The 24,006-nt window shown below is 71.0% G+C and carries 24 protein-coding genes; 6 read left to right on the forward strand and 18 right to left on the reverse strand.

The window, feature by feature from the left end:
• Window positions 1-281 precede the first annotated feature (281 nt).
• The 3 genes from ACGFI7_RS04935 to recQ form a co-directional block, all read right to left on the reverse strand.
• Entirely contained in the window at window positions 282-1,808 is a 1,527-nt protein-coding gene (locus tag ACGFI7_RS04935; RefSeq protein WP_393399168.1) for an MFS transporter, read from the reverse strand.
• A 57-nt stretch (window positions 1,809-1,865) separates the two neighbouring features.
• Entirely contained in the window at window positions 1,866-3,005 is a 1,140-nt protein-coding gene (locus ACGFI7_RS04940; protein ID WP_393399170.1) for an SRPBCC family protein, read from the reverse strand.
• A gap of 667 nt (window positions 3,006-3,672) precedes the next feature.
• The gene (gene recQ, locus ACGFI7_RS04945; protein WP_393399172.1) at window positions 3,673-5,475 is read right to left on the reverse strand and encodes a DNA helicase RecQ; all 1,803 of its coding nucleotides are present in this window, start codon (window positions 5,473-5,475) and stop codon (window positions 3,673-3,675) included.
• 79 nt (window positions 5,476-5,554) lie between these two features.
• Between recQ and ACGFI7_RS04950 the strand changes: the two genes are divergently transcribed.
• Genes ACGFI7_RS04950 through ACGFI7_RS04960 form a run of 3 tightly spaced genes read left to right on the forward strand, consistent with a single transcriptional unit; the run spans window position 5,555 to window position 6,864 of the window.
• On the forward strand, window positions 5,555-6,316 hold the full coding sequence (locus ACGFI7_RS04950) for an SDR family NAD(P)-dependent oxidoreductase (protein WP_393399174.1): 762 nt from the start codon (window positions 5,555-5,557) through the stop codon (window positions 6,314-6,316).
• A 28-nt stretch (window positions 6,317-6,344) separates the two neighbouring features.
• Entirely contained in the window at window positions 6,345-6,590 is a 246-nt protein-coding gene (locus ACGFI7_RS04955) for a type B 50S ribosomal protein L31 (RefSeq protein ID WP_393399177.1), read from the forward strand.
• A 55-nt stretch (window positions 6,591-6,645) separates the two neighbouring features.
• Window positions 6,646-6,864, forward strand: a complete 219-nt coding sequence (locus ACGFI7_RS04960) for a DUF3040 domain-containing protein (protein ID WP_393399179.1) — start codon at window positions 6,646-6,648, stop codon at window positions 6,862-6,864.
• Here the strand turns inward: ACGFI7_RS04960 and ACGFI7_RS04965 are convergent.
• The 3 genes from ACGFI7_RS04965 to ACGFI7_RS04975 all read right to left on the reverse strand — a co-directional run bounded on the left by ACGFI7_RS04965 (window position 6,835) and on the right by ACGFI7_RS04975 (window position 8,619).
• On the reverse strand, window positions 6,835-7,092 hold the full coding sequence (locus ACGFI7_RS04965) for a DUF6343 family protein (protein WP_393399613.1): 258 nt from the start codon (window positions 7,090-7,092) through the stop codon (window positions 6,835-6,837). The genes ACGFI7_RS04960 and ACGFI7_RS04965 overlap by 30 nt on opposite strands.
• Before the next feature lie 28 nt (window positions 7,093-7,120).
• On the reverse strand, window positions 7,121-7,825 hold the full coding sequence (locus ACGFI7_RS04970; protein WP_393399181.1) for a maleylpyruvate isomerase family mycothiol-dependent enzyme: 705 nt from the start codon (window positions 7,823-7,825) through the stop codon (window positions 7,121-7,123).
• A gap of 107 nt (window positions 7,826-7,932) precedes the next feature.
• Complete coding sequence (locus ACGFI7_RS04975) at window positions 7,933-8,619, reverse strand: hypothetical protein (RefSeq protein WP_393399183.1); 687 nt, start codon at window positions 8,617-8,619, stop codon at window positions 7,933-7,935.
• Window positions 8,620-8,852: 233 nt separating this feature from the next.
• Between ACGFI7_RS04975 and ACGFI7_RS04980 the strand changes: the two genes are divergently transcribed.
• The gene (locus ACGFI7_RS04980) at window positions 8,853-9,725 is read left to right on the forward strand and encodes a sugar kinase (protein WP_393399185.1); all 873 of its coding nucleotides are present in this window, start codon (window positions 8,853-8,855) and stop codon (window positions 9,723-9,725) included.
• A gap of 50 nt (window positions 9,726-9,775) precedes the next feature.
• Window positions 9,776-10,303 carry a carboxymuconolactone decarboxylase family protein gene (locus tag ACGFI7_RS04985; RefSeq protein WP_393399188.1) on the forward strand — a complete coding sequence of 176 codons (528 nt, stop codon included), beginning with the start codon at window positions 9,776-9,778 and terminating at the stop codon, window positions 10,301-10,303.
• A gap of 1 nt (window position 10,304) precedes the next feature.
• On the opposite strand, the gene ACGFI7_RS04990 is transcribed toward ACGFI7_RS04985, so the two are convergent.
• From ACGFI7_RS04990 to ACGFI7_RS05000, 3 genes are all read right to left on the reverse strand, one after another.
• Window positions 10,305-11,381 carry a serine hydrolase domain-containing protein gene (locus tag ACGFI7_RS04990; protein WP_393399190.1) on the reverse strand — a complete coding sequence of 359 codons (1,077 nt, stop codon included), beginning with the start codon at window positions 11,379-11,381 and terminating at the stop codon, window positions 10,305-10,307.
• 39 nt (window positions 11,382-11,420) lie between these two features.
• A complete protein-coding gene (locus ACGFI7_RS04995) occupies window positions 11,421-11,957 on the reverse strand; it encodes an NUDIX domain-containing protein (RefSeq protein ID WP_393399193.1) in 537 nt (178 codons plus the stop codon).
• A 97-nt stretch (window positions 11,958-12,054) separates the two neighbouring features.
• Window positions 12,055-13,266: a hypothetical protein gene (locus ACGFI7_RS05000; protein ID WP_393399195.1), complete on the reverse strand. Its 1,212-nt coding sequence runs from the start codon at window positions 13,264-13,266 to the stop codon at window positions 12,055-12,057.
• A 127-nt stretch (window positions 13,267-13,393) separates the two neighbouring features.
• Here ACGFI7_RS05000 and ACGFI7_RS05005 point away from each other — a divergent pair, with 127 nt between their 5' ends.
• Window positions 13,394-13,882: an FBP domain-containing protein gene (locus ACGFI7_RS05005; RefSeq protein WP_393399198.1), complete on the forward strand. Its 489-nt coding sequence runs from the start codon at window positions 13,394-13,396 to the stop codon at window positions 13,880-13,882.
• Window positions 13,883-13,900: 18 nt separating this feature from the next.
• Here the strand turns inward: ACGFI7_RS05005 and ACGFI7_RS05010 are convergent, their stop codons facing one another.
• The 9 genes from ACGFI7_RS05010 to ACGFI7_RS05050 all read right to left on the reverse strand — a co-directional run bounded on the left by ACGFI7_RS05010 (window position 13,901) and on the right by ACGFI7_RS05050 (window position 24,003).
• Entirely contained in the window at window positions 13,901-15,148 is a 1,248-nt protein-coding gene (locus tag ACGFI7_RS05010) for a phospholipase D-like domain-containing protein (RefSeq protein ID WP_393399201.1), read from the reverse strand.
• A gap of 75 nt (window positions 15,149-15,223) precedes the next feature.
• Window positions 15,224-16,219, reverse strand: a complete 996-nt coding sequence (locus ACGFI7_RS05015; protein ID WP_393399203.1) for a LacI family DNA-binding transcriptional regulator — start codon at window positions 16,217-16,219, stop codon at window positions 15,224-15,226.
• A 33-nt stretch (window positions 16,220-16,252) separates the two neighbouring features.
• Window positions 16,253-17,623 (reverse strand): GH1 family beta-glucosidase, encoded by a 1,371-nt coding sequence (locus tag ACGFI7_RS05020; protein WP_393399206.1) that lies wholly within the window; start codon window positions 17,621-17,623, stop codon window positions 16,253-16,255.
• Complete coding sequence (locus ACGFI7_RS05025; protein ID WP_393399208.1) at window positions 17,620-18,423, reverse strand: carbohydrate ABC transporter permease; 804 nt, start codon at window positions 18,421-18,423, stop codon at window positions 17,620-17,622. The genes ACGFI7_RS05020 and ACGFI7_RS05025 overlap by 4 nt, the downstream gene beginning before the upstream one ends.
• Window positions 18,420-19,376 carry a carbohydrate ABC transporter permease gene (locus ACGFI7_RS05030; RefSeq protein ID WP_393399210.1) on the reverse strand — a complete coding sequence of 319 codons (957 nt, stop codon included), beginning with the start codon at window positions 19,374-19,376 and terminating at the stop codon, window positions 18,420-18,422. Before ACGFI7_RS05030 ends, ACGFI7_RS05025 begins: the two co-directional genes overlap by 4 nt.
• A complete protein-coding gene (locus ACGFI7_RS05035; protein WP_393399212.1) occupies window positions 19,373-20,662 on the reverse strand; it encodes an extracellular solute-binding protein in 1,290 nt (429 codons plus the stop codon). The genes ACGFI7_RS05030 and ACGFI7_RS05035 overlap by 4 nt, the downstream gene beginning before the upstream one ends.
• A gap of 146 nt (window positions 20,663-20,808) precedes the next feature.
• Complete coding sequence (locus tag ACGFI7_RS05040; protein ID WP_393399215.1) at window positions 20,809-21,225, reverse strand: hypothetical protein; 417 nt, start codon at window positions 21,223-21,225, stop codon at window positions 20,809-20,811.
• Window positions 21,226-21,320: 95 nt separating this feature from the next.
• Entirely contained in the window at window positions 21,321-22,208 is an 888-nt protein-coding gene (locus tag ACGFI7_RS05045) for a serine/threonine-protein kinase (RefSeq protein WP_393399218.1), read from the reverse strand.
• 40 nt (window positions 22,209-22,248) lie between these two features.
• Entirely contained in the window at window positions 22,249-24,003 is a 1,755-nt protein-coding gene (locus ACGFI7_RS05050; protein WP_393399221.1) for a class I SAM-dependent DNA methyltransferase, read from the reverse strand.
• Between the last annotated feature and the right edge of the window lie 3 nt (window positions 24,004-24,006).

The raw sequence follows: 24,006 nt of genomic DNA on the forward strand, positions 1-24,006 counted from the left end.
GATGGGCGGAGTTTCACCCGTGACCTCCGCCCATGCCCACGCACGCGGAGTCACCCCTGACTCCCGCCCATGCCCACACACGCGGAGTCACCCCCGACTCCCGCCCATGCTCAGGCACGCGGAGTCATCACCATCAACCCCGCCACGCCGAGGCACGCGGAGTCACCACCAGTGAGTCCCGCCCAAGGTCCCGCTTCCCCTTCCTCTACACGCGGGCGGGCGGAAAGGTTCTCACGACCTCGGGAAGACCGACGCCCCGAACACGGGCGGGCGGAAGGCCCTCACGACGCCGGGAGTGCCGCTTCCTCCGAGGACTCGGCGGGAGTTCCGGTACGGGGAACGTGTCGTAGCAGGACGACCGTCACCACGGTGACCACCGCCAGCATCACCGCCGCGATCGCCGCCGTCACGTGCAGCCCGCCGATGAAGGCCAGCCGGGCCTGGGCGAGGAACCCGGCCGCGAGTTCGCCCGCGCCCGCCGCCTGCACCGCACCGGCCAGGGTGTCGCGCGCCTCGGCCACCGGCAGGTCGGCCGCCCCGGCCCGGTAGACCGCGGTCCCGAGCGTGCCCAGGGTCGCGAGGCCGAGTGCGAACCCGAACTCGCCGCTGGTCTCGTTCAGCGCCGAGGCCGCCCCGGCCTTCTCCTTCGGCGCCAGCCCCACGATCAAGTCGGTGCCCAGCACCACCATCGGCCCGCTGCCCAGGTTGATCACCGCGAACCCGATGGCCACCATCAGCGGCCCCGACCCCGCCCCCACCTGCGTGAGCAGCACCAGCCCGGCGATGCTCACCACCAGCCCGCCGCCGATGACGTACGCGGGCCTGATCCGCTGCGCCATGGCCGGGGCCGCCAGCGTGCTCAGCACCGAGGCCGCGACGCCCGGCAGCATCCACAGCCCCGCCGTCAGCGGCCCCAGCCCGGCCACGAGCTGGAAGAACTGGGTGATGAAGAGCATCAGCGAGCCCATCAGCAGGGTGCCGGACAGCATCATGCCCAGCGCCGCCCCGAACGCCCGGTCCTGGAACAGCCGCAGATCCATCAGCGGATCGTCCAACCGGCGCTGCCTGCGCACGAACACCACCCCGACCGCCAGCCCGGCCGCCAAGGACAGCAGCGGCACCGGTTCCGGCCCGTGCTTGGCCGCCTCCTTCAGCCCGTACACGATCGGCAGGATCGCGCCCAGCGACAGCACCACGCTCACCAGGTCGAGCCGCCCCGGCCGCGGGTCGCGGTACTCCGGGAGCAGCACCGGCGCCGTCGCCATCAGCACCAGCATCACCGGCACGCCGAGCAGGAACACCGACCCCCACCAGAAGTGCTCCAGCAGCGCGCCGCCGACCAGCGGCCCGATCGCCGCCCCCGCCACGAAGCACACCATCCAGACGCTGATGGCCGTCGCCCGCTGCCGGGCGTCCTGGAACATGTTGCTGATCAGCGCCAGCGTCGACGGCATCAGCGTCGCTCCGGCCACCCCCATCACGGCCCGCGTCGCGATCAGCATCGCCGGCGACTCCGCGTACGCGGCCAGCACCGACGCCGCCCCGAACGCCGCCGCACCGATCATCAGCAGCCTGCGCCGCCCGATCCGGTCGCCCAGCGTCCCCATCGTGACGAGGAACCCGGCGATCATGAACCCGTAGATGTCGGTGATCCACAGCTGCTCGGTGCCGCTCGCCCCCAGCTCGGCGCTCAGCGACGGCAGCGCCAGCAGCAGTACGAACACGTCGATGGACAACAACAGCGTGGGGCAGGCCAGCACGGCCAGCCCCAGCCACTCCCTCCGGCCCGCCCGAGGCGTCCCACTCATCACAGATCCTCCAGATGTCTTTCGAACACCGGTGCAGACCCGCGACCGTCCGGAAACTCATCGCCCGAGCGCGCGCCGGTAGGCGTCGAGGACCAGACCGTGGAAGTGGTGGACCGCGTGCTCCGACAACCCCGACCCGGCGGGATCGTAGACGATCTTCCCCTGGGTGAACGCGGGGGTGCGCATGCCCCGCTGGACGCTCTCCACCAGGGCGATGTCCTCGACCTGGAGCACCTCGTCGATGTAGCGGATGCTGTCGAGCTCGGCCTGGTCGGGCTCGGCGGTCTCCAGGTAGAAGTCCCAGGTCTCGCGGGTGCGCTCCGGGCCGTCGGGGACGATCTGCAGCACCATGAAGTTGCCCCGCCCGGGATAGCGCAGCAGGCAGGTGTTGGGCCACAGCCACCAGACCGCGTGCTCGGTGACCGTCGCGCCCGACACGTCGTACGCCGAGTTCTCCGACGTGCCGGCCTGGGCCATGTGGCTGGACCAGATGCCGTGGGTGGTGACTTCGTAGGTGCTCATGTCGACCAGGGACACGAAGTCCTTGTGCGCCACGTGGCAGTGGTAGCACTCCAGGAAGTTGTCGACGACGTTCTTCCAGTTGGACGCGATGTCGTAGGTGAGCCGGCGGGCAAGGGTCAGCTTCGCCACGTCCGGCGCCCGCTCCCGGATCTCCGCCTCCAGGTCCCCGGCCTGCTCGCTCAGCGGCGCTGCCCCGGGGTCCAGGTTCACGTACACCATCCCGCCGAACTCCGTCACCTGGATCTGGTCCAGGCACACCGTGGACGGGTCGAACCCCGCCATCCCGTCGGTGTTGCGCGCCCGGCGCAGCCGTCCGCCCAGGTCGAAGTTCCAGGCGTGGTACGGGCACACGATGCTGCGCCGCACCCCCTCACCCGACAGCAGCTCGTGCGCCCGGTGCTTGCACACGTTGTAGAACGCCCGCAGCGTCCCCGCCTCGTCGCGCACGGCCACGATCGGCATTCCGGCCACCGTGCGCGTGACATAGCTTCCCGGCTCGCGCAGCTTCTCCACGTGACACAACCATTGCCACGTACGGGAGAAAACCGCCTTCTGATCGATCGCGAACCACTGGGGGTCGGTGTAGGCGTCGGCCTTCAGGGACATCGAACGCGCTGGGTCAGGATCGTAACCGGCAGAGATGTGATCGAACGCGGCGATCGGGTCGAGCGTCACCGTACCTCCAGGCCTCCGCGAGCCGGAACAAGCACTTCGAGGCTAGAGATCCCTTCAGCGCAGATTCAACCCTCCACCCCGCCACCTGGACCCGGCAGCCATGGCCCGCGCCATGGACGGGCATGGTCCTCACCTCCAGGCGCTCCGCGCCCAACAGCTCAGGCTGCGCTTCCTGGGGGGCGCGGCCCCCCAGACCCGCAGCTCAAACCCCAGCTTCGCCGCCCCGGAAAGGCGTCGGCGCTTCGCGCGCCGAAGCGGATCCACGTTGTGACGCCCGGAGGCGGGAGTGAACGCCGCCTTCCGCCGCCCCTGGTGCGCCAGATATGAACGGTTTTCTCCTGGACGAATCAGGAGTCACTTGAGCTGATATCAGTCACAGATATCGGGCTGAGCAGACCACACTGGAATCAGGCTGAGCAGATCCCGCTGGGGAACTGCATCAGGACATGGACCACCCCGCCCACACATCGATGACGCCACCCAAATGGCTGCCTCACCGCCGGTCCAGGAAACGCCTCACACTCGGGGGTGCAGGGAGCCGGGAGGCCCCCTGCCCAGGGTGCGGGGAGCTCGACTCCCCGCTGATAGGAGCCCGAGCCGATCCGCGCGAAGCGCGCCCACCGCAAGGACCACGCCTTTCACAGCGCGCTCCCAAGAACGCAGAGGCTCAAGAACCGGCCAGCGTGGCCAGGACCTGCTCGCCGTACTTGGCCAGTTTGTTCTCGCCCACGCCGCTGACCGAGCCCAGCTCCGCCAGCGAGGTGGGCCCGAGCGTCGCGATCTCCCGCAGCGTCGCGTCGTGGAAGATGACGTACGCAGGGACGCCCTGCTCCTTGGCCTGGGCGGCCCGCCACGCCCGCAGCCGCTCGAAGACCGGGGCCGCCTCCGCCGGCAGGTCGGCCGCCGCCGGGCGGGATTTCGCCGCGGCGGGCTTGGCGGCGCGGCGGGGGTCGCGGCGGAGGCGGACCTCGCGCCGGCCGCGCAGCACGTCGCCGCTGGCCTCGGTCAGCACGAGGGCGCCGTAGTTGGGCTCGACCGCGAGCAGCCCATGGGCCAGGAGCTGCCGTGCCACCCCGTGCCACTCGGTGTTGCCCAGCTCGGTGCCGACGCCGAACACGGTCAGCGAGTCGTGGCCGTGCTGCAGCACCTTGGCCGTGTTCTTGCCGAGCAGGATGTCGACGATCTGCCCCACGCCGAACTTCTGCCCCCGCTCGCGGGACAGCCGCAGCACCGTGGACAGCATCTTCTGCGCCGGGACGGTGCCGTCCCAGGACTCGGGCGGGGTCTGGCAGGTGTCGCAGTTGCCGCACGGATCGCTGCCCGGCTGGCCGAAGTAGTCGAGCAGCATGGCGCGCCGGCACGTGACGGTCTCGCAGAGGGCGAGCATGGCGTCGAGGTGGAGGGCCTGGCGGCGGCGGTGCTGCTCATCGCCCTCCAGGGCCATGCGCCGATGCTGCACGACGTCCTGCAGGCCGTAGGCCATCCACGCGGTGGCGGGCAGCCCGTCGCGCCCCGCCCGGCCGGTCTCCTGGTAGTAGCCCTCGACGGACTTGGGCAGGTCGAGGTGGGCCACGAAGCGTACGTCGGGCTTGTCGATGCCCATGCCGAAGGCGATCGTCGCCACCACGACCAACCCCTCCTCGCGCAGGAAGCGGGCCTGGTGGTGGGCGCGGGTGCGGGCGTCGAGACCGGCGTGGTAGGGGAGCGCGGGGATGCCGTTCTCGACCAGAAACGCGGCGATCTTCTCGGCGGAGGAGCGCGACAGGCAGTAGACGATGCCGGAGTCGCCAGGGTGCTCGGCGCGGAGGAAGTCGAGGAGCTGCCGCTTGGGCTCGCTCTTGGCGGTGATCCGGTAGTGGATGTTGGGACGGTCGAAGCCGGCCACGAAGTGGCGGGCCTCGACCAGGCCGAGCCGCTCGGCGATCTCGGTGTGGGTGGCCGGGGTGGCGGTGGCGGTCAGCGCGATGCGCGGCACCTCCGGCCAGTGGGTGCGCAGCTCCGACAGCGCGAGGTAGTCGGGCCGGAAGTCGTGGCCCCACTGGGAGACGCAGTGGGCCTCGTCGATGGCGAACAGCGCGATCCGGCCCTTTTGCAGCAGCCGCACCGTCGACTCCAGCCGCAGCCGCTCGGGCGCGAGGTAGAGCAGGTCGAGCTCGCCTGCCAGGAACTCGGCCTCCACCAGCTGCCGCTCGTCGAAGTCCTGCGTCGAGTTGAGGAAGCCGGCCCGCACCCCGAGCGCGGTGAGCGCGTCCACCTGGTCCTGCATGAGCGCGATCAGCGGCGAGATGACCACGCCCACGCCCTGCCGGACGAGGGCGGGGATCTGGTAGCACAGCGATTTGCCGCCGCCGGTCGGCATGAGCACGAGCGCGTCGCCGCCCCCCGCCACATGCTCGATGATCTCCTGCTGCCCCGGCCGGAACGTGTCGTAGCCGAAGACGCGGTGCAGGACCTCGGTGGCTGTATTCATGCGGCTACCTTACGTGTTCGGGATCGCTCGCGAGCCGGGTTCGCCCACGGCGATCGTAGTCGCTGCGAAGGGTCCGCTTATGACCCTTTCGTACGTCGTAACCGGTGGAGGCAGAGGCATCGGGCGGGCCGTCGTGGAGCGCCTGCTGGGGGAGAAGCACACGGTGGTGGCCGTCGAGCGCGACCCTGAGGCGCTCGGCTGGGCCGGCGGGCGGGTGGTCCCGGTGATCGGCGACGCGGCGGACGAGACCGTCGCGGGCCGCGCCGCCGACCTGGCCGAGCAGGCCGGCACGCTCTCCGGCTGGGTGAACAACGCCGCCGTCTTCCGCGACGCCTCGGTGCACACCGCGCCCGTCCACGAGGTACGCGGTCTCATCGCGGCCAACCTGGACCTGGCGGTCGTCGGCTGCGCGGTCGCCGTGCGCCGCTTCCTGGCCGCGGGCACCGGCGGGGCGGTCGTCAACATCACCTCGCACCAGGCCCGCCGCGCGGTGCCGGGCAGCCTGCCGTACGCCACGGCCAAGGCCGGCATCGAGGGCCTGACCAGGGCGCTCGCCGTCGAGTACGGCAAGTACGGGATCCGGGTCAACGCGGTGGCGCCGGGTTCGGTGGCGACCGAGCGGTACGAGAGCTTCCTGGCCGGCCAGGAAGCCGGGGCGGCGGCCGCGGTCGAGCGGGACATGGCCCGGCTGCACCCGCTCGGCCGGGTGGCCGCGACCACCGAGATCGCCGACGCGGTCGCGTACCTGCTCTCGCCCGAGGCGTCCTTCGTCAACGGGGTGACCCTGCCGGTGGACGGGGGCCGTTCGGTGCTCGGACTGGACCCGGAAGCGCGGGAATGAAAACCGTTCTCATTCGGTTGACGGGCACATGAAGAAGAACCTGCACCCCGCCTACCGCCCCGTCGTCTTCCGCGACCCGAGCGCCGGGGTCGCCTTCCTCACCCGGTCCACCGTTACCTCCGGCAGGACGGTGGAGTGGGAGGACGGCCGCACCTACCCGGTGATCGACGTCGACGTGTCGTCGGCGAGCCACCCCTTCTACACCGGCCGCGGGCGCATCCTCGACAGCGCCGGCCGGGTCGAGCGCTTCAACCAGCGTTACGGCCGGACGTGACCGCGAGCCGCCGTACTGAACGCCCCGTCCCTGGGTAGCAGGGGCGGGAGCGGCGGTGGAAGCGGTGGTGATGGACATGGCCCTGTCGGAGCAGGAGCGTCGCATCCTCGAGGAGATCGAGGAAGCGCTGAGACGCGATGACCCGGAACTTGCCAGACGGGTGTCCGGATACCGGGCGCGCCGCCGCCGGCCGCTCCTGCTGCGTGGCTGGTTCATCGCCGTGGTCGTCGTCCTGACCCTGGTCCTACTGGTGCTGGCGGTCGCGCTGGCGTGAGCGCCTGCTCCTGATGACGAGCAGGTCGACGGCGGCGATGATCGCCACGGCCGCTGCGATCGCCGCCTCCCAGGCCCACACCGCCTCTCCCGTGCTCGCCGCCCGGGTGGCGAAGAAGACCGCCGCCGCGGCGCCCAGCACCAGCGCCGCCAGCGACAGGATCCGCCGCAGGGTGTACGGGCTGCGCGCGGTCACCGGCTCGGTGCCCGCGCGGTTGCGCAGCCACATGGTCACACATCCTTTCTGGGGGTCGGGGTCAGGCGAGGCACCGCAGGGCCGACACGAGCCGCGGGCTGAGCCCGTAGTCCTCGGGCAGCCGGCCCACCGTGGCCTCGACGAACTCGGAGTAGGGCAGGGTGGCCTCGGCGTCGCCGGCGTGCACCCAGATCTGCTCGGCCGTCTGCTCGACCTGCACGCTCGTGTCCTGCTCGGCCAGCGCGAACCGGCCGACCGCGACGCGCCAGAACGTCCGGGCGTCCGACTCGTCCTCGGGGACGGGCGCGCCCACGTCGTCGGCGTGCGTGGCGTACTCGGAGTCGTAGTGGAAGACCTGCTTGCCCACCGGATAGGGGCCGGCCATGGTCTCCATCAGGGTGTCGCGGCCGAGCTCGCGCATCCGGCGCCGGGTGTCGCCGTTCTTGTCGCGCCACTCCTGCAGCACCTCGTCGACGGGCAGGCTGCGGCGCCGGCGCACGCACCACTCGTTGAACTCGTTGTAGTCGCCGATGCCCTCCGCCTCCATCAGCCGCCGGAGGTCGTCCAGGGCGCCGTCGAGACAGGCCTGGTTGTAGAGCTCCTCGCCGGCCAGGTGGCCGAGCACGTCACGCACGGTCCAGCCGGCGGCGCGCGACGGGCGCCGCCATCCTTCCTCGTCCAGGCCGGAGAAGAACCGGTCGAGCCTGGCCGCCTCGGCGTCGAAGATGTCGAACGGGTCGTACGCGCGCAGCAGATCCTCTGGCATAACGGGACGCTACCCCCAGGATCCCGGAACTCACCGCAGGTCGGGGGCATGACGAAGGCCCGGCAGGGAACCCGGCCGGGCCTTCGTTCACTGGAGCTCAGTGGTGCTTAGTGGCGCCAGCTGTAGACGCGCACGTAGTCGTTACGGCTCGTGGCGTCGTCGAGCTTGCGGTCGCCCTTGAAGACGGCCTTGTAGGTGCCGCTCCGGTAGGCGCGCTCCTTGGCGTAGAACTTGCCCCACCGGTCGGTGCGGTCGGAGTCGATCCACTTCCAGCCGCTGGAGCCGTTGGCGCGGAAGTAGATGTGGACCTTCTCGCCCCTGGCGCTGCGCCAGTCGTCGCCCCGCTCGTACTGCAGGCGGCCGGTGAAGTAGACGTTCTTGCCCTTGCGGATCTTCGACGGCGAGGCGTTGAAGCTCAGCCGGGTGTCGGCCTTCTTCCAGCCCTTGCGGACGTCGACGAAGAAGTAGGACGTGTCGCGGGCGACACTCTTGCCGTCCTTGTCGAAGGCGACGGCGATGGCGCGCCACTTGCCCTCGGGGTCGTGCGAGGTGAACGGAACCGAGAAGCGCCAGTTCTCCAGCGGCTTGACTTCCTTGGCCCGCAGGGTGCGGGCGTTGCTGCTGGCGGGCTCGACGCTGAGCTCGACCTTCTCCACGTCGGAGCTGGCCCCGACCTTGAAGCTGGCCACGGTCTCGGCGTTGCCCCTGACGACGACCGGGTTCGGCGAGACATCGAGGATCTCGACGGTAGGCGCCTTGGTGGCGGCGACGGCGCCGCCGCCAGTCATCAGCATGGTCCCGCCCGCGAGGGCGGAGACAAGGCCTACGGCGATTTTGCGCATGAGGGTGCTTCTCCCCGTAAATCTTGTGGCAACGACCCGGGATGGCCGCTGCCCTTTACTGCTTAGAGCCACTCTATGGGGCAAAGGTTCGAGAAAATTACGGGAAAAATTTGATCACGGGGATCACCTGCACTGATGGAGAAAAATCCGTTTTGAGGCGACCTGACCGGCTAGAGTCTGGCCCCATGACCGACGTCTACACCCTCGGCGAAGCGCTCGGCGTGGTCTCCAGCGGCCGCGTCCGGCACGAGACCGAGGCCCGGCTGGACGTGACGGGCCCCGAGTTCACCCTGGCCGTGGCGCTGGCGCGACTCGGCCACCGGTGCGCCTACCTGGGCAAGGTCGGCTCCGACGAGCTGGGCGCCCGGGTGCTGACGACGCTGCGCGGCGAGGGCGTGGACGTGGCCGACACGCGCGTCACCGAAGGGGTGCCCACCGGGCTGCTGCTGCGCGAGTCCCGGGTGGGCCGCGAGCCGCTGGTCACCCACTACCGCGCGGGCTCGGCCGGCTCGACGCTGTCCCCCGGCAACGTGCCGATCGACCGGATCGGCGCCGCGCGGATGCTGCACGTCACCGGCGTCACCGCCGCACTCGGCCGGGACCCGCACGACGCCGTGCTGGCGGCCGTGAGCGCGGCCAAGAGCGCCGAGGTGCCGATCTCGTTCGCCGTCGAGTACCGTCCCGAGCTCTGGGCCTCGGTGCGCGACGCCGAGGAGGTGCTCACCGAGCTGGCCTGCCAGTCGCACCTGCTCTTCGTCCGCCAGGACGAGCTGGACCTCATCAAGCCCGCGCTCACCCCCGAGCGCGAGGTCGTGGTCGCCCGCGGCGCCAAGGGCGCGAGCGTGCGGGCCGACCGGATGCGTTACGACGCCCCCGGCCCGCAGGCGCCGGTGGTCGACACCGGCGGGGCCGCGGACGCGTTCGTGGCCGGTTACATCAGCGCCGCCCTGGACGGCCTGACCCCGCCGGAGCGCCTGCACCGCGCCACCCAGCTGAGCGCCGCCGCGGCGTCCTGCGCCAGCGACTGGCAGGGCCTGCCGACCAGGGGCGACCTGTAGTCAACCGCCTGGCTGACCCCGTGGGGCCGCGGCGGGCTAGCATCGGTGCGGTGAAGCGCCTACGCCCGATGCCGCCCGCCCGGCTCGACCCGGCCGCCCGCGCCCTCTACGACAGCATCAACGCGGGCCCCAGGGGCGCCTCGATGCTCGACGAGCAGGGCGCGCTGATCGGCCCCTTCAACGCCATGCTCCTCAGCCCCGCCCTGGGCCACCCCCTTCAGGAGCTGGGCGCCGCCATCCGCTACCGCTCGTCGCTGACGGACCGGTGCCGCGAGCTCGCCATCCTGATCGTCGCCGCCCACTGGTCCAGCGCCTTCGAGCTCGACGTCCACACCAGGCTCGCCACCGGTCTGGGCTTCACCGAGCCGCAGCTCGCCGCCGTCCGTGCCGGGGAGCCCCTGACGCTGGACGACCCGGAGGAGGCCGCGGTCCTCCGCGTCACCCGCGCCCTGGTGAGCGAGGGCGACCTGGACGACGAGGAGTACGCCCTCCTGCCGGAGCCGGCGATCTTCGAGCTGACCACGCTCACCGGCTACTACGCCACCCTGGCGCTCCAGCTCCGCGTCTTCCGCGTCTGACTCAGCCGAGGCCCTCGTAGGCGGCGACCAGCATGCCGAAGGCCCGGTCGTCGCCGAGGCCGCCCCGGTCGAGCATCTGGTTCATCACGTAGGCCACGGTCATCCGGGCGTCGAGGTCGGCCAGCACCATCGAGCCGCCCATCCCGCCCCAGGAGCACGAGCGCTTTCCGGACAGGCCGTAGCCCAGGCCGTAGCGCATGCGCGCGCCGAACACCCGGTCCGCGCCCGCGTACTGCTCCTCCAGCGCACGCGCGCAGCCTTCCGGTGAGAGCAGCCGCACCCCGCCGACGGTGCCGCCGCAGGCCAGGACGGCCTGGACGAGGGCGACCGAGCGGGCGTTGCCGTGCCCGTTGGCGGCGGGGAGCTCGGCCCGCCGCCACGCGGCGGTGTTCGCCACCTCCGGCCGCACCGGCGGGTTGGCCGGAGGATGCGAGCGCAAGGACGGCGGCGGGAGGACCGGGGCGACCCGGTGGTCGTGCTCGGGCGGCAGGCCGATGTGGAAGTCGGCGCCGAGCGGGCCGGCGACCTCATCGGCGAAGAAGGCGCCCAGGCTGCGCCCGGTGACCCTTCGGACGAGCTCGCCGACCAGGAACCCCTGGGTGATCGCGTGGTAGCCGGCCTCGGCGCCGGGCTCCCAGTGCGTACGCTGCCGGGCCAGCCGGTCCGTGGCCGTCTCCCAGTCGTACAGATCTTCGACGGTCATCGGCTCGTCCCAGGTGGGCAGGCCGGCGGTGTGGGAGAGCACGTGCCGGACCAGCACGCGCTCCTTGCCCGCGGCGGCGAACTCCGGCCAGTAGCGGGCGACCGGCGCGTCCGGGTCGAGCACGCCCCGGTCGGCGAGGATCAGCGCGCAGAGCGCGGTCATCGTCTTGGTGGTCGACCAGACGTTGGTGATCGTGTCGCGCTCCCACGGCACGGTCCGGGCCGCGTCGGTGTGGCCGCCCCACAGGTCGGCCACCGGTTCGCCGTCCACGAACACGGCCACCGAGGCCCCCACGTCGTCGCCGTCCAGGGACGCCGCCAGCGCGTCCCGCACCCCGGCGAACCGGTCGTCACACGTCCCGCGGACCTCGGCCATGCGGGGAACCTAACCCGGCCCCGGCGCCCGGGCCACCGGTTATTTCCGCGCCCCGGCCTCGGTGAGCACGTAGAGCAGCGCGTTCATGCTCGTCCCGCAGACGAGGTCGCGTCCGTCGATCAGGCGTCTGACGTCGGCCAGCGGCACCCATTCGACGCGCTCGGCCTCCCACGGCTCGGTGGGCGGGCCGATGTGCCGGGCGGTGTCCGCCCGGAAGATGTGGTGCTCGGAGTCGGACAGGCCGCTGCTCGGCTGGGCGTAGATCAGCGGGCGCAGCGGGCCCGGCCGCCAGCCGGTCTCCTCCTCGACCTCGCGGGCGGCGGCCGCGACCGGCTCCTCGCCCTCCTCGATCTTGCCGATCGGGATCTCCCAGCCCCACGTGTCGGTGATGAACCGGTGCCGCCAGATCAGCAGCACCCGATCACGCTCGTCGGTGACGACCGCGCCGGCCCCGGGAGCCGTACGGATGAGCCGATGATCGAGATGCCGGCCGTCCGGCAGCTCCACGTCGGCCACCCGGACGTCGATCCAGGGGTCGGTGTAGAGCGGTTCTTCCGAGTGGACCTGCCAGCGCATGCGGACGCTCCCAGCGTGGACGGCTGCGTCGGCACCACGGTACAAGGCGACCCCGCCGATCCCCATGATCCCCGCCCGAAGCCGCCCGGGGGCGCCGTCAGGGTTGCCGGCGGCGGAGGGCCAGGCCGCCCGCTCCGGCCGCCAGGATGAGCGCGGACCCGGCCAGGACGAACATCCGCCCGTCCGGTCCCGCGTCGCCGCCGGCCCCGGTGGCGACGCCTTCCTTCGGGGTGACCGACTTCCGGGGCTCCTCCTCCTCGTCTTCCTCGTCGGGGGTCTCGGTGACGACCGCGGTCCTGGTGGGGGAGGCGGAGCCGGCGCCGATGGTCAGCGGGTACGTGGTGAGCGACGTGGAGTTGGCCGGCTCGCACTCGATGAGGGGCTCGGTGGGCCGCAGCCCGAAGTTGACCGAGGCCGGCTTCACGGTCGCGGTGCCCGCCCGCTGCGAAGTCGTCCTCATGTCCACGGACGCCGGCAGCGTGATCGGCTGACCGACGGCGACGTCGGTCAGGTCGCCGACGCCGGTGGCCGAGGTGAGCCCGGGCAAGCCGGAGATCGACGCGTACGCGTACATCTTGAGCCCGGTCGTCGGCAGGCCGTTGGGCGCTTCCAACTCGGCCCCGCTCTCGTACGCGCCCTTCCAGCCGATCGTGAACTGCTCGCCGACCTCGGGATTGCCGGTCGGCAACGTGAGCGTGGTCCGGATGCGCACGGACTGGACGGCGCCGGAGGCGGGACGGCAGATGTACTCCACCACGTCCCCGGTGCCGTCGCCGTTGTCGTTGTCGTCGCCGGTGCCGGTGCCGGTGCCGACCGTGACGGTCACGCTCTGGGTGCTGGTGGTGGTGCACGTCGTCACCTCGGTGGGGGTGACGGCGAGGGCGAGCTTGAGGCTGCCGGCCTCGGTGGCGGGCTTGATCGTCACCTGGCCGCCGGCGGTGGCGGTGACCTGCACGGTGCTCGTCACCTGGCTCGCGGGCGCGGTGGCCGAGCCCGCCGGGACGCTCGCGCCGGTCTTCGACAGATCGGTGTGGGTGCCGCCGGTGACCGTGAGCTTGCCGTTGACCTGGACCTGGGTGGCGGCGGTCGCGGCGGCGCCCAGGGTCAGCGCGGGGATGCTCCACTTGACCTCGAACGTGCCGGTCGCGGAGTCGGGCACGACGACGGGCACGCTCAACGTAGTGTTGCTGAAGGGGCCGCCCGAGCAGGTGTACGCGACGGTCAGCGTCTTGTCGGCCGCCTGCGCGGGAGCGGGGGCCAACAGGAGCACGAGGCCGACGGCCGAGGCGATCACGGCGAGCTTCGGCACGATCTGTCTCCCTATCGATGGGGATGAAAGGGACCGCACCACGATGGCACCCTTTGACCCCTTCTGTATCGAGATCCAGAATCCTAGGGTAAATAATCGCTTGCCTAGGGGTCCTAGGCTGGATGACATGAGACCTCTCACCGAACCCCAGATCCGCACCTCGTTCGTCAACTGCACCAAGGGTGAGGCGTCCCGTCTGCACGTGCCGCGTGACCTGCCCGGACAACCGTGGGACGACCTCGACTTCCTCGGCTGGCGCGACCCGAAGGCCCCCGACCGCGCCTACCTGGTGGCCGAGCGCGACGGCCGGCCGGTCGGAGTCGCGCTCCGCCTCGTCACCGCCCGCCACGGCCACCAGCGCCGCAGCATGTGCTCGCTCTGCCTCACCACCCACACCGGCAGCGGCGTGGCCCTCGTGTCCGCCCGGCGCCGCCGCGGCGAGGCCGACTCGGTCGGCGCCTACATCTGCGCCGACCTGGGCTGCTCCCTGTACGTACGGGGCAAGCGCAAGCCGGAGTTCGGCGAGCGGCTGGAGGAGTCGCTGACCGTCGACGAGCAGATCGACCGCATGACGGCCAACCTCGACGCCTTCCTGGACCGCGTCTCGACCTCGTGAGCCCGGGGCCCGCGACGGTCAGGTGCGGGCCCGGCAGGTGTCGCGGACCTTGTAGAAGTACGACAGGTACTGGGTGTGCACGTCACGCCCGGAGATCCTGATCTGGGCGTCGTCCGCGTTCTCCAGATGGGTGAAGTTGGCGCTGCCGGTGTAGACGCGGGGCGTGATGTCGTCGTCGTAGAAGCCGTCGGTCATCATCAGCTTCAGGTGCGGCACGACCGAGCGGCTGCCGACGGCGAAGCGGCACGGGGTCACCTGGACGCGGCGGCCGTTGACGGTCTTGGCCAGCTCGGCGCGGATGGTGGCGTCGGCGTTGCCGGTGCCGTCGGAGCTCTTGTAGTAGACCAGGTCCACCCAGCAGTTCTCGCCGCGTAGCCGGGTCAGCTCCTTGGCGATGGCCAGCCGGTGCCGGTTGAAGTGGGTCAGGACGAGCCGGATGTCGGTCTGGCGGTAGACGCCGTCCTCGTCCTGGTAGCGGCACTTGACCAGCTTGAGGATGTTGGCGATCGGGTCGCCGCTCGACTGGACGCGCGGGAAGAAGGTGGCCCGGTAGGCCGAGCCGGTCGGCGTGGTCCAGAAGTAGCCGGGGTTCACCGCGCGTTTGCGGCCTTCGCGCAGGTCGTCGAAGTACTTGCGGTAACCGGTGTAGACGGCGGCGTCGGTGAAGGTCATGGCGTCGTTGTAGGAGTTGTACAGGTACCAGTCCGACAGGTTGGACGAGGTCTGGAAGACGACGTTGCCGTGCGTGGTCCCGTTCACCTCGATGCCGGAGAACAGCGCGAACTTGCTGTGCAGATAGTTGCGGCCGATGCAGCCCCGGTTGACCGCCGACGGGCTGGGATACTCGCACCCGAGGACGTACGATCCGGCGCCCTCGTCGGTGCCGAGCGCGCCCCGGAGCCGGGCGGTGATCACGTCGTTGGACCCGTCCTCCTGGTCGTCGAGGATGACCTTGACCTGGACGCCGCGCTGGTGTGCCTGGACGAGCGCGTCGGCCACCTCGGTCGAGCGCTGCCCGGGGGAGAACTGGTGGTTGACGAACCGGATCTCACTGCCCGGCCTGGCGGCCCTGATCAGGCGGATGAGCTGGTCCATCACGGCCGACTGGGCGGCGCTGGGGGTGCCGGGGACGCCGGAGTCGGCGACCGGGTCGTTGAAGACCGGCGCGTTCAGCACCGGCGGGCCGGTCACGTCGGCCGCCGCGCCGCTTGCGGGGAGGAGGGTGGCGGCCAGACATAAGGCCGCGATCGTGGCGATTTTCTTCATGAAGGGCGCCTTCCTGCGTGACAGTTTTCGCGCTCGACTGTCATACGGGGGAAGATCGCCTGTCAAGGGCCCCTGTCAGGCGGACTCGCGGATCACCAGCTCCGTCGGCAGGACCACCGGCTCGGCCGGACCGCCCTCGAACAGGTCGAGCAGCAGCCTGACCATGGCCGCCGTCTGCTCGATGACCGGATGGCGGATCGTGGTCAGCGGCGGCTCGGTGTATTTCGCCGCCTCGATGTCGTCGAACCCCACCAGCGCCACGTCGTCGGGCACCCGGCGGCCGGCCTGCCGCAGCGACTGCAGGGCGCCGACCGCCATCAGGTCGTTAGCCACGAACACCGCGTCGAGCTGCGGGTCGTCGCCCAGGAGCTGCCGCATGGCGACCGCGCCGGACTCGCGGGTGAAGTCGCCCACCGCGACGATCGAGCGGCGGTCGGAGTCGCGCAGCACGTTGCGGTAGCCGGTGAGCCGGTCTTGACCGCCGATCATGTCTTGCGGCCCCGCGATCGTGGCGATGCGCCGTCGCCCCTGCTCCACCAGGTGACGCACCGCGGTCTCGGCCCCGCCCACGTTGTCGTTGTCGGCGTACGGGATGTCGACAGGGACGGCCGGGCGACCGTAGGAGACGACCGGCACGCGCAGCCGCGACAGCGCGTTCGGCAGTGGGTCGGCGCCGTGCATGGAGATGAGCATGACCCCGTCGACGTGCCCGCCCGCGATGTAACGCTCCACCCTGGCGTGGCTCTTGGCCGACGAGGCCAGCATGAGCACGACCTGCTTGTTGACCGACTCCAGCTCCAGGCTGGCCGAGCGGATCACCGTGGCGAACAGCGGATCTTCCGAGAACACCCTGGTCGGCGGCTCGGAGACGACCAGGGCGATCGAGCCGGTGCGCTGGGTGACCAGGCTGCGCGCCGCCGAGTTGGGCACGTAGCCCAGCTCGTCGATGGCGCGCAGCACGGCGTCGCGGATGTGCGGGGCCACCGTCGTCTGGCCGTTGACGACACGGGACGCGGTGGCACGCGAGACGCCCGCCCGGGCGGCGACCGCTTCCAGGGTGGGGCGCCTCATGACTGCGCCGAAGGGGAGGACACGGAGGAAAATCTACAGGCGGTTCGCCGCGATCACATCGCGGTACCAGAGCGCGCTGTCCTTGAGCACCCTGGCCTGCGTGGCGTAGTCGACGTGCACGATGCCGAACCTGCGCCGGTAGCCCTCCGCCCACTCGAAGTTGTCCAGCAGCGACCAGACGAGATAGCCGCGCAGATCGGCGCCCGCCTCGATGGCCCGGCCCACCTCCCGCAGGTGGCCGCGGAGGAAGGCGACCCGGTCGGCGTCGTGCACCCGGCCGTCCTCGACCACGTCGTCGAAGGCGGCGCCGTTCTCGGTGACCATGAGCCCCACGTCCGGGTAGTCCTCCGACAGCCGCACCAGCAGCCGCGACAGCCCGTCGGGCACGATCGGCCAGCCCATCGCGGTGACCGGCGCGTCGGCGGGGGCGAACCGGATGTCCTCCGAGCCCGGCCAGGCGGCGTCGGCCGGCAGGCCCGGCCCCGCCTCGACCACGCACGGGTTGTAGTAGTTGATCCCGATCAGATCGATCGGCGCGTTGATCAACTCCAGGTCGCCGTCCAGGATGTGCCCGGTGCCGCCGTTGCGCCCGGCGGCGGCCAGCACCTCCTCCGGGTAGCGGCCGTACACGGCGGGGTCGAGGAACTGCCGGGTCAGCAGCGCGTGGACGCGGTCCACGGCCGCCGCGTCCGCCTCGCCGGGCACCGCCGCCGGGTCGTTCACCTGGGCCGGGGTGAGCACCGGGGAGGAGTTGACCACCAGCATGATGCCGGCCGCCCCCGCCTCCCGCAGCCCGGCCGCGGCCAGGCCGTGGCCCAGGAGCAGGTGGTGGGCCGAGCGCAGGGCGTCGGCCGGGTTCCTGCGGCCGGGCGCGTGCACGCCGTTGCCGTAGCCGAGGAAGGCCGCCACCCACGGCTCGTTCAACGTCGCCCAGTCCCGCACGCGGTCGCCCAGCCGCTCGTGCACCACGGCCGCGTACTCGGCGAAGCGGTAGGCGGTGTCGCGGTCGGTCCAGCCGCCGCGGTCCTCCAGCGCCTGCGGGAGATCCCAGTGATAGAGGGTGAGGTACGGGGCGATCCCGGCTTCGAGCAACTCGTCGACGAGCCGGTCGTAGAAGGCCAGCCCGCGCGGGTTCGCCGGGCCGCGTCCGTCGGGCTGGACCCGCGGCCAGGCCACCGAGAACCGGTAGGCCGCCAGCCCCAGCTCCCGCATCAGGCCGACGTCGTCGCGGTAGCGGTGGTAGTGGTCGCAGGCCACGTCGCCGGTGTCGCCGTCGGCCACGTTGCCGGGGGCATGGGAGAAGGTGTCCCAGATCGACTGGCCCCGTCCGTCTTCCTTGACCGCCCCCTCGATCTGGTAGGAAGCCGTGGCGGCACCCCAGACGAAGTTTTCCGGGAAAATCATCCCTTGACCGCTCCTTGCATGATTCCGCCGATGATGTGCTTACCGAACAGGGCGAAGACGATCACGAGCGGCAGCGTCCCCACCGCCGTGCCCGCCAGCCCCAGGACGTAGTCGTTGACGTATCCGCTGGCCAGCGTCGACAGCGCCACCTGGACCGTCGGGTTGTCCGGGGTGAGCACGACGAGCGGCCAGAAGTAGTCGTTCCAGGCCGACATGAACGTCAGCATGCCGAGCACGGCCGCGGCGGGCCGGGCCGCGGGCAGCACGACGTGCCAGAACAGCCCCCAGGTCGTGCAGCCGTCGACCCGGCCCGCTTCCAGCAGCTCCGTCGGCAGTGCCCTGGACAGGTACTGCGTCATGAAGAACACGCCGAAGGCGCTGACCAGCGCCGGCACGATCAGCGCGTAGTTGGTGCCGGTCCACTCCAGCTTGATCATGAGCATGTAGAGCGGGATGATGCCGAGCTGCGCCGGCACCATCATGGTCGCGACCGTGATCACGAGCATGACGTTCCTGCCCCTGAAGCGCAGCTTGGCGAAGGCGAACCCGGCCAGCGTCGAGAAGAACATCACCGCGATCGCGATCGATCCGGCCACGATGACCGAGTTGAGCAGCGCCAGCCCGAACGGCACCGTGTCGAAGACCCGGGCCACGTTGGCGAGGAAGTTGCCCCCGGGCAGCAGCGGCGGCGGCACCTGGGCCAGCGCCGAGTTGTGCCGGGAGGCCACCACGACGCTGTAGTACAGCGGGAACGCGGAGAAGAACGCCACCGCCGTCAGGGTCAGATAGCGCAGCCTCATATCACACCGCCCTTCACCCGCCGGGTCACCAGGAAGTTGATGCCGGCCACGACCACCACGAACAGGAACATCACCCACGAGGCCGCCGAGGCGTAACCGAAGTCGAACTTGGTGAACCCCTGCTCGTAGACGTAGAGGGCCAGGGTCTGGAACTGCCGGTCGGGGCCGCCCGTGACGATGCCGCCCCCGCTGCCGCTGCTGGTGCCGAAGAGCAGCGGCTCGGCGATGACCTGCATGGCCCCGATGGTCGACACGATGACCACGAAGATGATCGTCGGCCGGATCATCGGCACGGTGATCCTGACGAGCTGCTTGAGGTTGCTCGCCCCGTCCAGGGTCGCGGCCTCGTACAGCTCTCGGGGGACGGCCTGCATGGCGGCGAGGAAGATGAGCGCGTTGTAGCCCGTCCACCGCCACATGATCATCACCGAGAGCGCGAGGTGCGAGGTGGCGGTGCCGGCGCCCCAGTCGATCTGGCCGACGCCGAACCACGACAGCACCCAGTTGATCAGGCCGAAGTCCCGCCCGAACAGCTGGCTGAAGATCACCACCACGGCGACCACGCTGGTGACGTTGGGCACCAGCAGAGAGATCCGGAAGAGGGTCTGGAAACGCAGCCTCTTGTTGAGCAGGTGCGCCAGCCAGATGGCCAGCACGAGCTGCGGCGCGGTCGACAGGATGCCGATCGACAGGGTGTTGAAGGTGGCGTTCCAGAAGTAGCCGTCGGCCAGCAGCGTCCCGTAGTTCTGCAGCCCGACGAAGGTCTGCTCCTCGTTCAGGAGCGTCCACTCGTGCAGGCTGACCCAGGCGGTGTAGGCGAGCGGGAAGAGGCCGAACGCGGCGAACAGCAGGAAGAAGGGCGCCACGTAGGCGTACGGCGACACCCTCGTGTCGAGGGTGTGCCGCACACTGGTCCTACGCCTCCGCCCGATGGCGAGAGGGAAGGTGCTCATTTGATCTTCTTGACGTCCTCGAGCACCTGCGCCCACGCCTCGTCCGGGGTCTGCTTGCCCTGCTCGACCCGGCCCAGGCCGTTGCCGATGGCGACCCGCACGTCGGCCTCCTTCGGGCCGAGGTGCTGCGGCTTGAGCGCCTTGGCGGCCTCGGAGTAGATCTTGCCGATCGGGGCGTCACCGAAGAACGGCTTGGTGAACGTCTGGATCGACTCGTCCTCGTACAGCGAGGGGATGGACGGGAACGTGCCGGTCTCCTTGAAGACCTTGGCCTGGTTGTCCTTGGAGGTCAGGAAGTCCACCAGCTCGGCGGCCTCCTTCGGGTGCTTGCTCTGCTTGGGCACCATCAGGTGGGAGCCGCCGCTGTTGCCGGAGCCGCCGGGCACGGTGGCGATGTCCCACTTGCCGGAGGCGTCCTTGGCCTGCTCCTGGATGAACCCGGTCATCCAGGCCGGGCAGATGATGGTCGCGAACGAGCCCTTGGCGAAGCCGGTGTTCCACGGCGGCGAGAAGGCCGCGAGCTTGGCGGTCAGCCCCTCGGAGGTGATCTGGTTGGACAGGTCCCAGGCCTTCTTCACGTCCGGGTTGGAGTCCACGATGATCGTGTCCTGGGCGTCGTAGAGCCCGATCGGCGCCTGGTTCACCATGGCGCGGAAGATCTCGCCGGGGGAGTCGACGAACTTGGCGCCGGGCACGTTCGCGGCGGCGAACTTCTTGCCGGTGGCGATGTAGTCCTCCCACGTCGGCCAGAGCTGCCCGACCTCCTCCCGGTCCTCGGGCAGCCCGGCCTTCTTGAACAGGTCCTTGCGGTAGCACATGGCCAGGCCGCCGACGTCGGTGCCGAGGCCGAGCACCTGCTGACCGTCCTTGCTCAGGCCCTGCAGCCACTTCCAGTCGAGGTACTCGCCCTGCCGCTTGTCGAGCCCGAACTCCTTGAGGTCGGCGAACTTCTGCGGCTGGGCGGTGAAGGTGCTGATGTAGCCCACCTCGACGGCCTCGATGTCGCCCGCGCCGGCGTTCGTGGCCAGGCGCTTGACCAGGTTGTTGTGGTGGTCGTTGAACTGGGTGACGTTCTCGACGATCTCGACGTTCGGGTGGGTCTTCTTGTACTCCTCGTACAGCGGCTTGAAGCCGAAGTCGCCGAAGAGGTTGATGGTCAGCTTGACCTTCTCCGCCGGCGCGGACGAGGTGCCCGCGGTGTCGCTGCCGCCGCCGCAGGCGGTGGCGAGGCCGAGCAGGGACGCGGTGATCAAGGGGACGGCGATCCGCCGGAAACGAGGAGTCATGTGATGCAGCCCTCCGGGATGGGAGCCTTGGGGGAGTGTGAGAGAGCGCTCTCCGAAAACTTTCGGACACATCACAGGGGGCTGTCAACGGGTGTTGGGTAACGATCCTTGTTATCGAGAGAGCGATCTCACGAACGTCCGAGTGGTCAGAGGGAGGGTGGGCGCCCGGCTCTCACGTACGTCTCCAGCTCGGTGACCAGGGACTCCAGGAAGCCGGCGAAGGTCCCCGCGACCGTCTCCGGCCCGGCGTGGCATCCCCCGGCGATCTCGCCCGGCGGGAGCCGGTAGACCGGCCGGCCGTCCGGGACCGGCACGGCGAACAGGGTCCCGCCGCCGTCCGAGCCGAACACCATGATCTCGGTCGTGCCGGAACCCCGGCGGATCGTGGCCGGCGCCCGGTCGCGGTGGACCGAGGCGATCCACTCCGGCGGGCCGATGAAGTAGCCGTTCCAGAAGTCGGGGAGGCTCACCTCGCCGACTGTCGCGAAGAAGTCCAGGACGTCGGCCGGGACCCTGCCGCCGAACGCGGTCACCAGCGCCTCCCCGCCGGTCGAGGGCGTCACCCGGTTGTCGCCGGGCGGGTAGCCGAACCTCTCCTCGAACCCGGCGAGGTGGTCACCGATCAGCCGGTCGAGCCTGCTGCGGAACTCCGGCGGGTTCAGGAGAGCACCCGGCCCACCATCCGGGCGTACATCCGCCCCGGACTGGGGGCCGAGGTGAGGAACCCGGGCAGCATCGGCAGCGTCACCGCGAACGGCTCCAGCAGCCGGTAGAGCTCGTCGGCGTCCGCGGGCCGGTCGTCGGGCGCCTTCTCCAGCAACCGCCCCAGCAGGGTGCCCAGCCCGTCGGGCAGGCCGGGGATGGCCGGCGGGCGCTCCTTGACCTGCTTCTCGAACACCACGTAGTCGGTCGGGCCGGTGAACAGCTGCCTGCCCGTCAGCATCTCGTGCAGGACGCAGCCCAGGGAGTAAAGATCGCTGCGCGGCTCGGCGACGCCGTGCTGGATCTGCTCAGGCGCCATGTAGGCGGGCGTGCCCAGGATCTGCCCGATCCGGGTGAAGGTCGTCACGTCGGCGTCGCGGAGCATCGCCAGGCCGAAGTCGAGCACCTTCACGCTGCCGTCGGGGCAGAGCATGAGGTTGGTCGGCTTGAGGTCGCGGTGACAGATCGACAGCGTGTGCGCGGCCGACAGGACGGCGCAGGACTGCGCGGCGATGGCGGCGGCCCACGCCACCGGCAGCGGCCCGTGCTCGCTCACCACGTCGGCCACGGTGACGCCCTCGATGAACTGCATCACCTGGTAGAGCCGCTGCTCGTGGGTGCCGAAGTCGTACAGGACCGGCGCGCCGGGGTGTTCGAGGCGGGCCAGGATGCGGGCCTCGCGGATGAAGCGGTGCTCCAGCTCCCGGTCGTGGCCGCCGGGCAGGCGCAGCAGCTTGACCGCGACCTTGCGGTCGAGATGGCGGTCGTGGCCCGCGTAGACGGCGCCCATGCCACCCTGGCCGAGAGGGAGATCGTCGAGCACATAGCGGTCGCCGATGACCATATGCCCCCCTCCCGCGCCCTTCCGGGGAAAAACTACACCGTCAGGACTGAGGGTGCAGATGACCGTCGGTGAGCCCGTCGAGGCCCAGCCGGATCAGCGTCTGACCCAGCTCGGAGGTCTCCCGCAGCGCGTCTTCCAGGACGGCCAGTTGCCGGAACGCCTCCCCGTACGCGCGCTGCTCCTTGAGCGATAGCCGCGGCAGGCGGGTGCGCCGCACGTCGAACCTGCTGGAGCCGGTGGTCGCGCGGCTGCCGGCGGCGCGCAGGAAGCCCGCCAGGAAGTCGGGGTCGAGCCTGCGGGCGTCGACCCGGTAGAGCGTGAGCTGCGGGCCCAGCACGCCGCCTCCGTCGGAGATCACCCGTACGGAGGAGTAGGAGGCCACCACGTCGCCCGGCTGGACCGTGACCAGGCCCTTCTGACCGGTGGTGCGGCCGGACGGGGGAGAGCCGACGGACACGTCGTCGGCGGTCAGCACCGGGAGGTCGCCGTCGCCGACGGCCATCCGGGGCGGGGCCTGCGAGACCGACACCAGGCCCTCCTTGATCAGGTCGCCGACCGTGGTGGCGGGCTGGTCGAGCGGCTGCTCCAGCACCTTGAGGTCGGGCGGGGCCGCCGCGGCCGCCAGGAACCGGTCACGGGTCTCGGCGAAGGCCCGGCCCAGGTCCTCGCGATGCTGGTGGCGGGCCGGGGTCATGTCGACCTCGTCGGCCAGCAGGTCGATGATCCGCACCGCCTGGCCGGAGCCGTCGCGCAGGTAGGCGCGCCAGGCCGGCTCCACGACGGACGGGTCGGCGGCGGCGTCCAGGATCAGCACGTCGGACGGCGGCCGCGCGCCCGCCGTCGGGCGGTGCAGCAGCCACAGGTCGGACCCGGGGAGCGCCACCACGGCCCGCAGCGCGCCCGCGCGCAGCAGGTTGGCGCGGATGCGCCGGCCGGCCTTGCGGCTCGCCGCGGCGGGCGGCATGAGGATCGCGACCAGGCCGCCCGGCCGCACGTGGGTCAGGCAGTGTTGCACCCAGGCCAGCTCGGGCTCGCCGCGCGGTGGCAGGCCGTAGACCCAGCGGGGGTCGCCGACCAGCTCCTCGTAGCCCCAGGCGCGCTCGTTGAACGGCGGGTCGCACACGACGGCGTCGGCCTGCTCCCCGGCGAACGCGTCGTGCCGGATGGCGTCGCCGGACGTGATCGTCGCGTCGGCGCCGCGCAGCCGCAGCCGCGCGGCCGCGATCGAGGAGGAGCTCGCGCTCAGCTCCTGCCCGAGCAGCCGGCGCCCGGCCCCGGTCGCGGCCTGCAGAAGGAGGGTGCCGACCCCGCACGCGGGGTCGAGGACGGTGCGGGCGTCGCCGACGAGGGTGACCATCAGCTCGGCGACGTCGTCGCGGGTGACCGAGAGCTGGCGGGAGTGGGCCTCCAGATAGCGCTCGACGAGGAACTCGTAGGCCGTCAGCGCGCCGTGGCGCTCGGCCAGCTCGGACACCAGCTTCGCCTGCTCGGGCTCCAGCTCGGTGTCTCGCGAGGTCAGCAGGGCGCCGGCCTGGGCCACCGCCTCGCCGAGGCGCAAATCGCCCGCGGTTTTCAGGCGCTGCCACGCCCGATCTCCCAGCGACAACTGGTAGGACTTCCCATAGCGGCGCAACCACGCCTCGACTTGCGGCAACGAGAAGAGCGGTTGATTGGCCGTGCCGCCTATGGGCAAAGGGAAGTCGTCATGCCGGCGGCGCCAGTTGCTGACGGCGGCACGCCCGACACCGGCGAGCCGGGCGATGTCCCCGGCGTTCAGGGTCGGGTCGTGGCTCATGAG

This window comes from Nonomuraea sp. NPDC048826, assembly GCF_043198225.1.
Taxonomy (GTDB): Bacteria; Actinomycetota; Actinomycetes; order Streptosporangiales; family Streptosporangiaceae; genus Nonomuraea.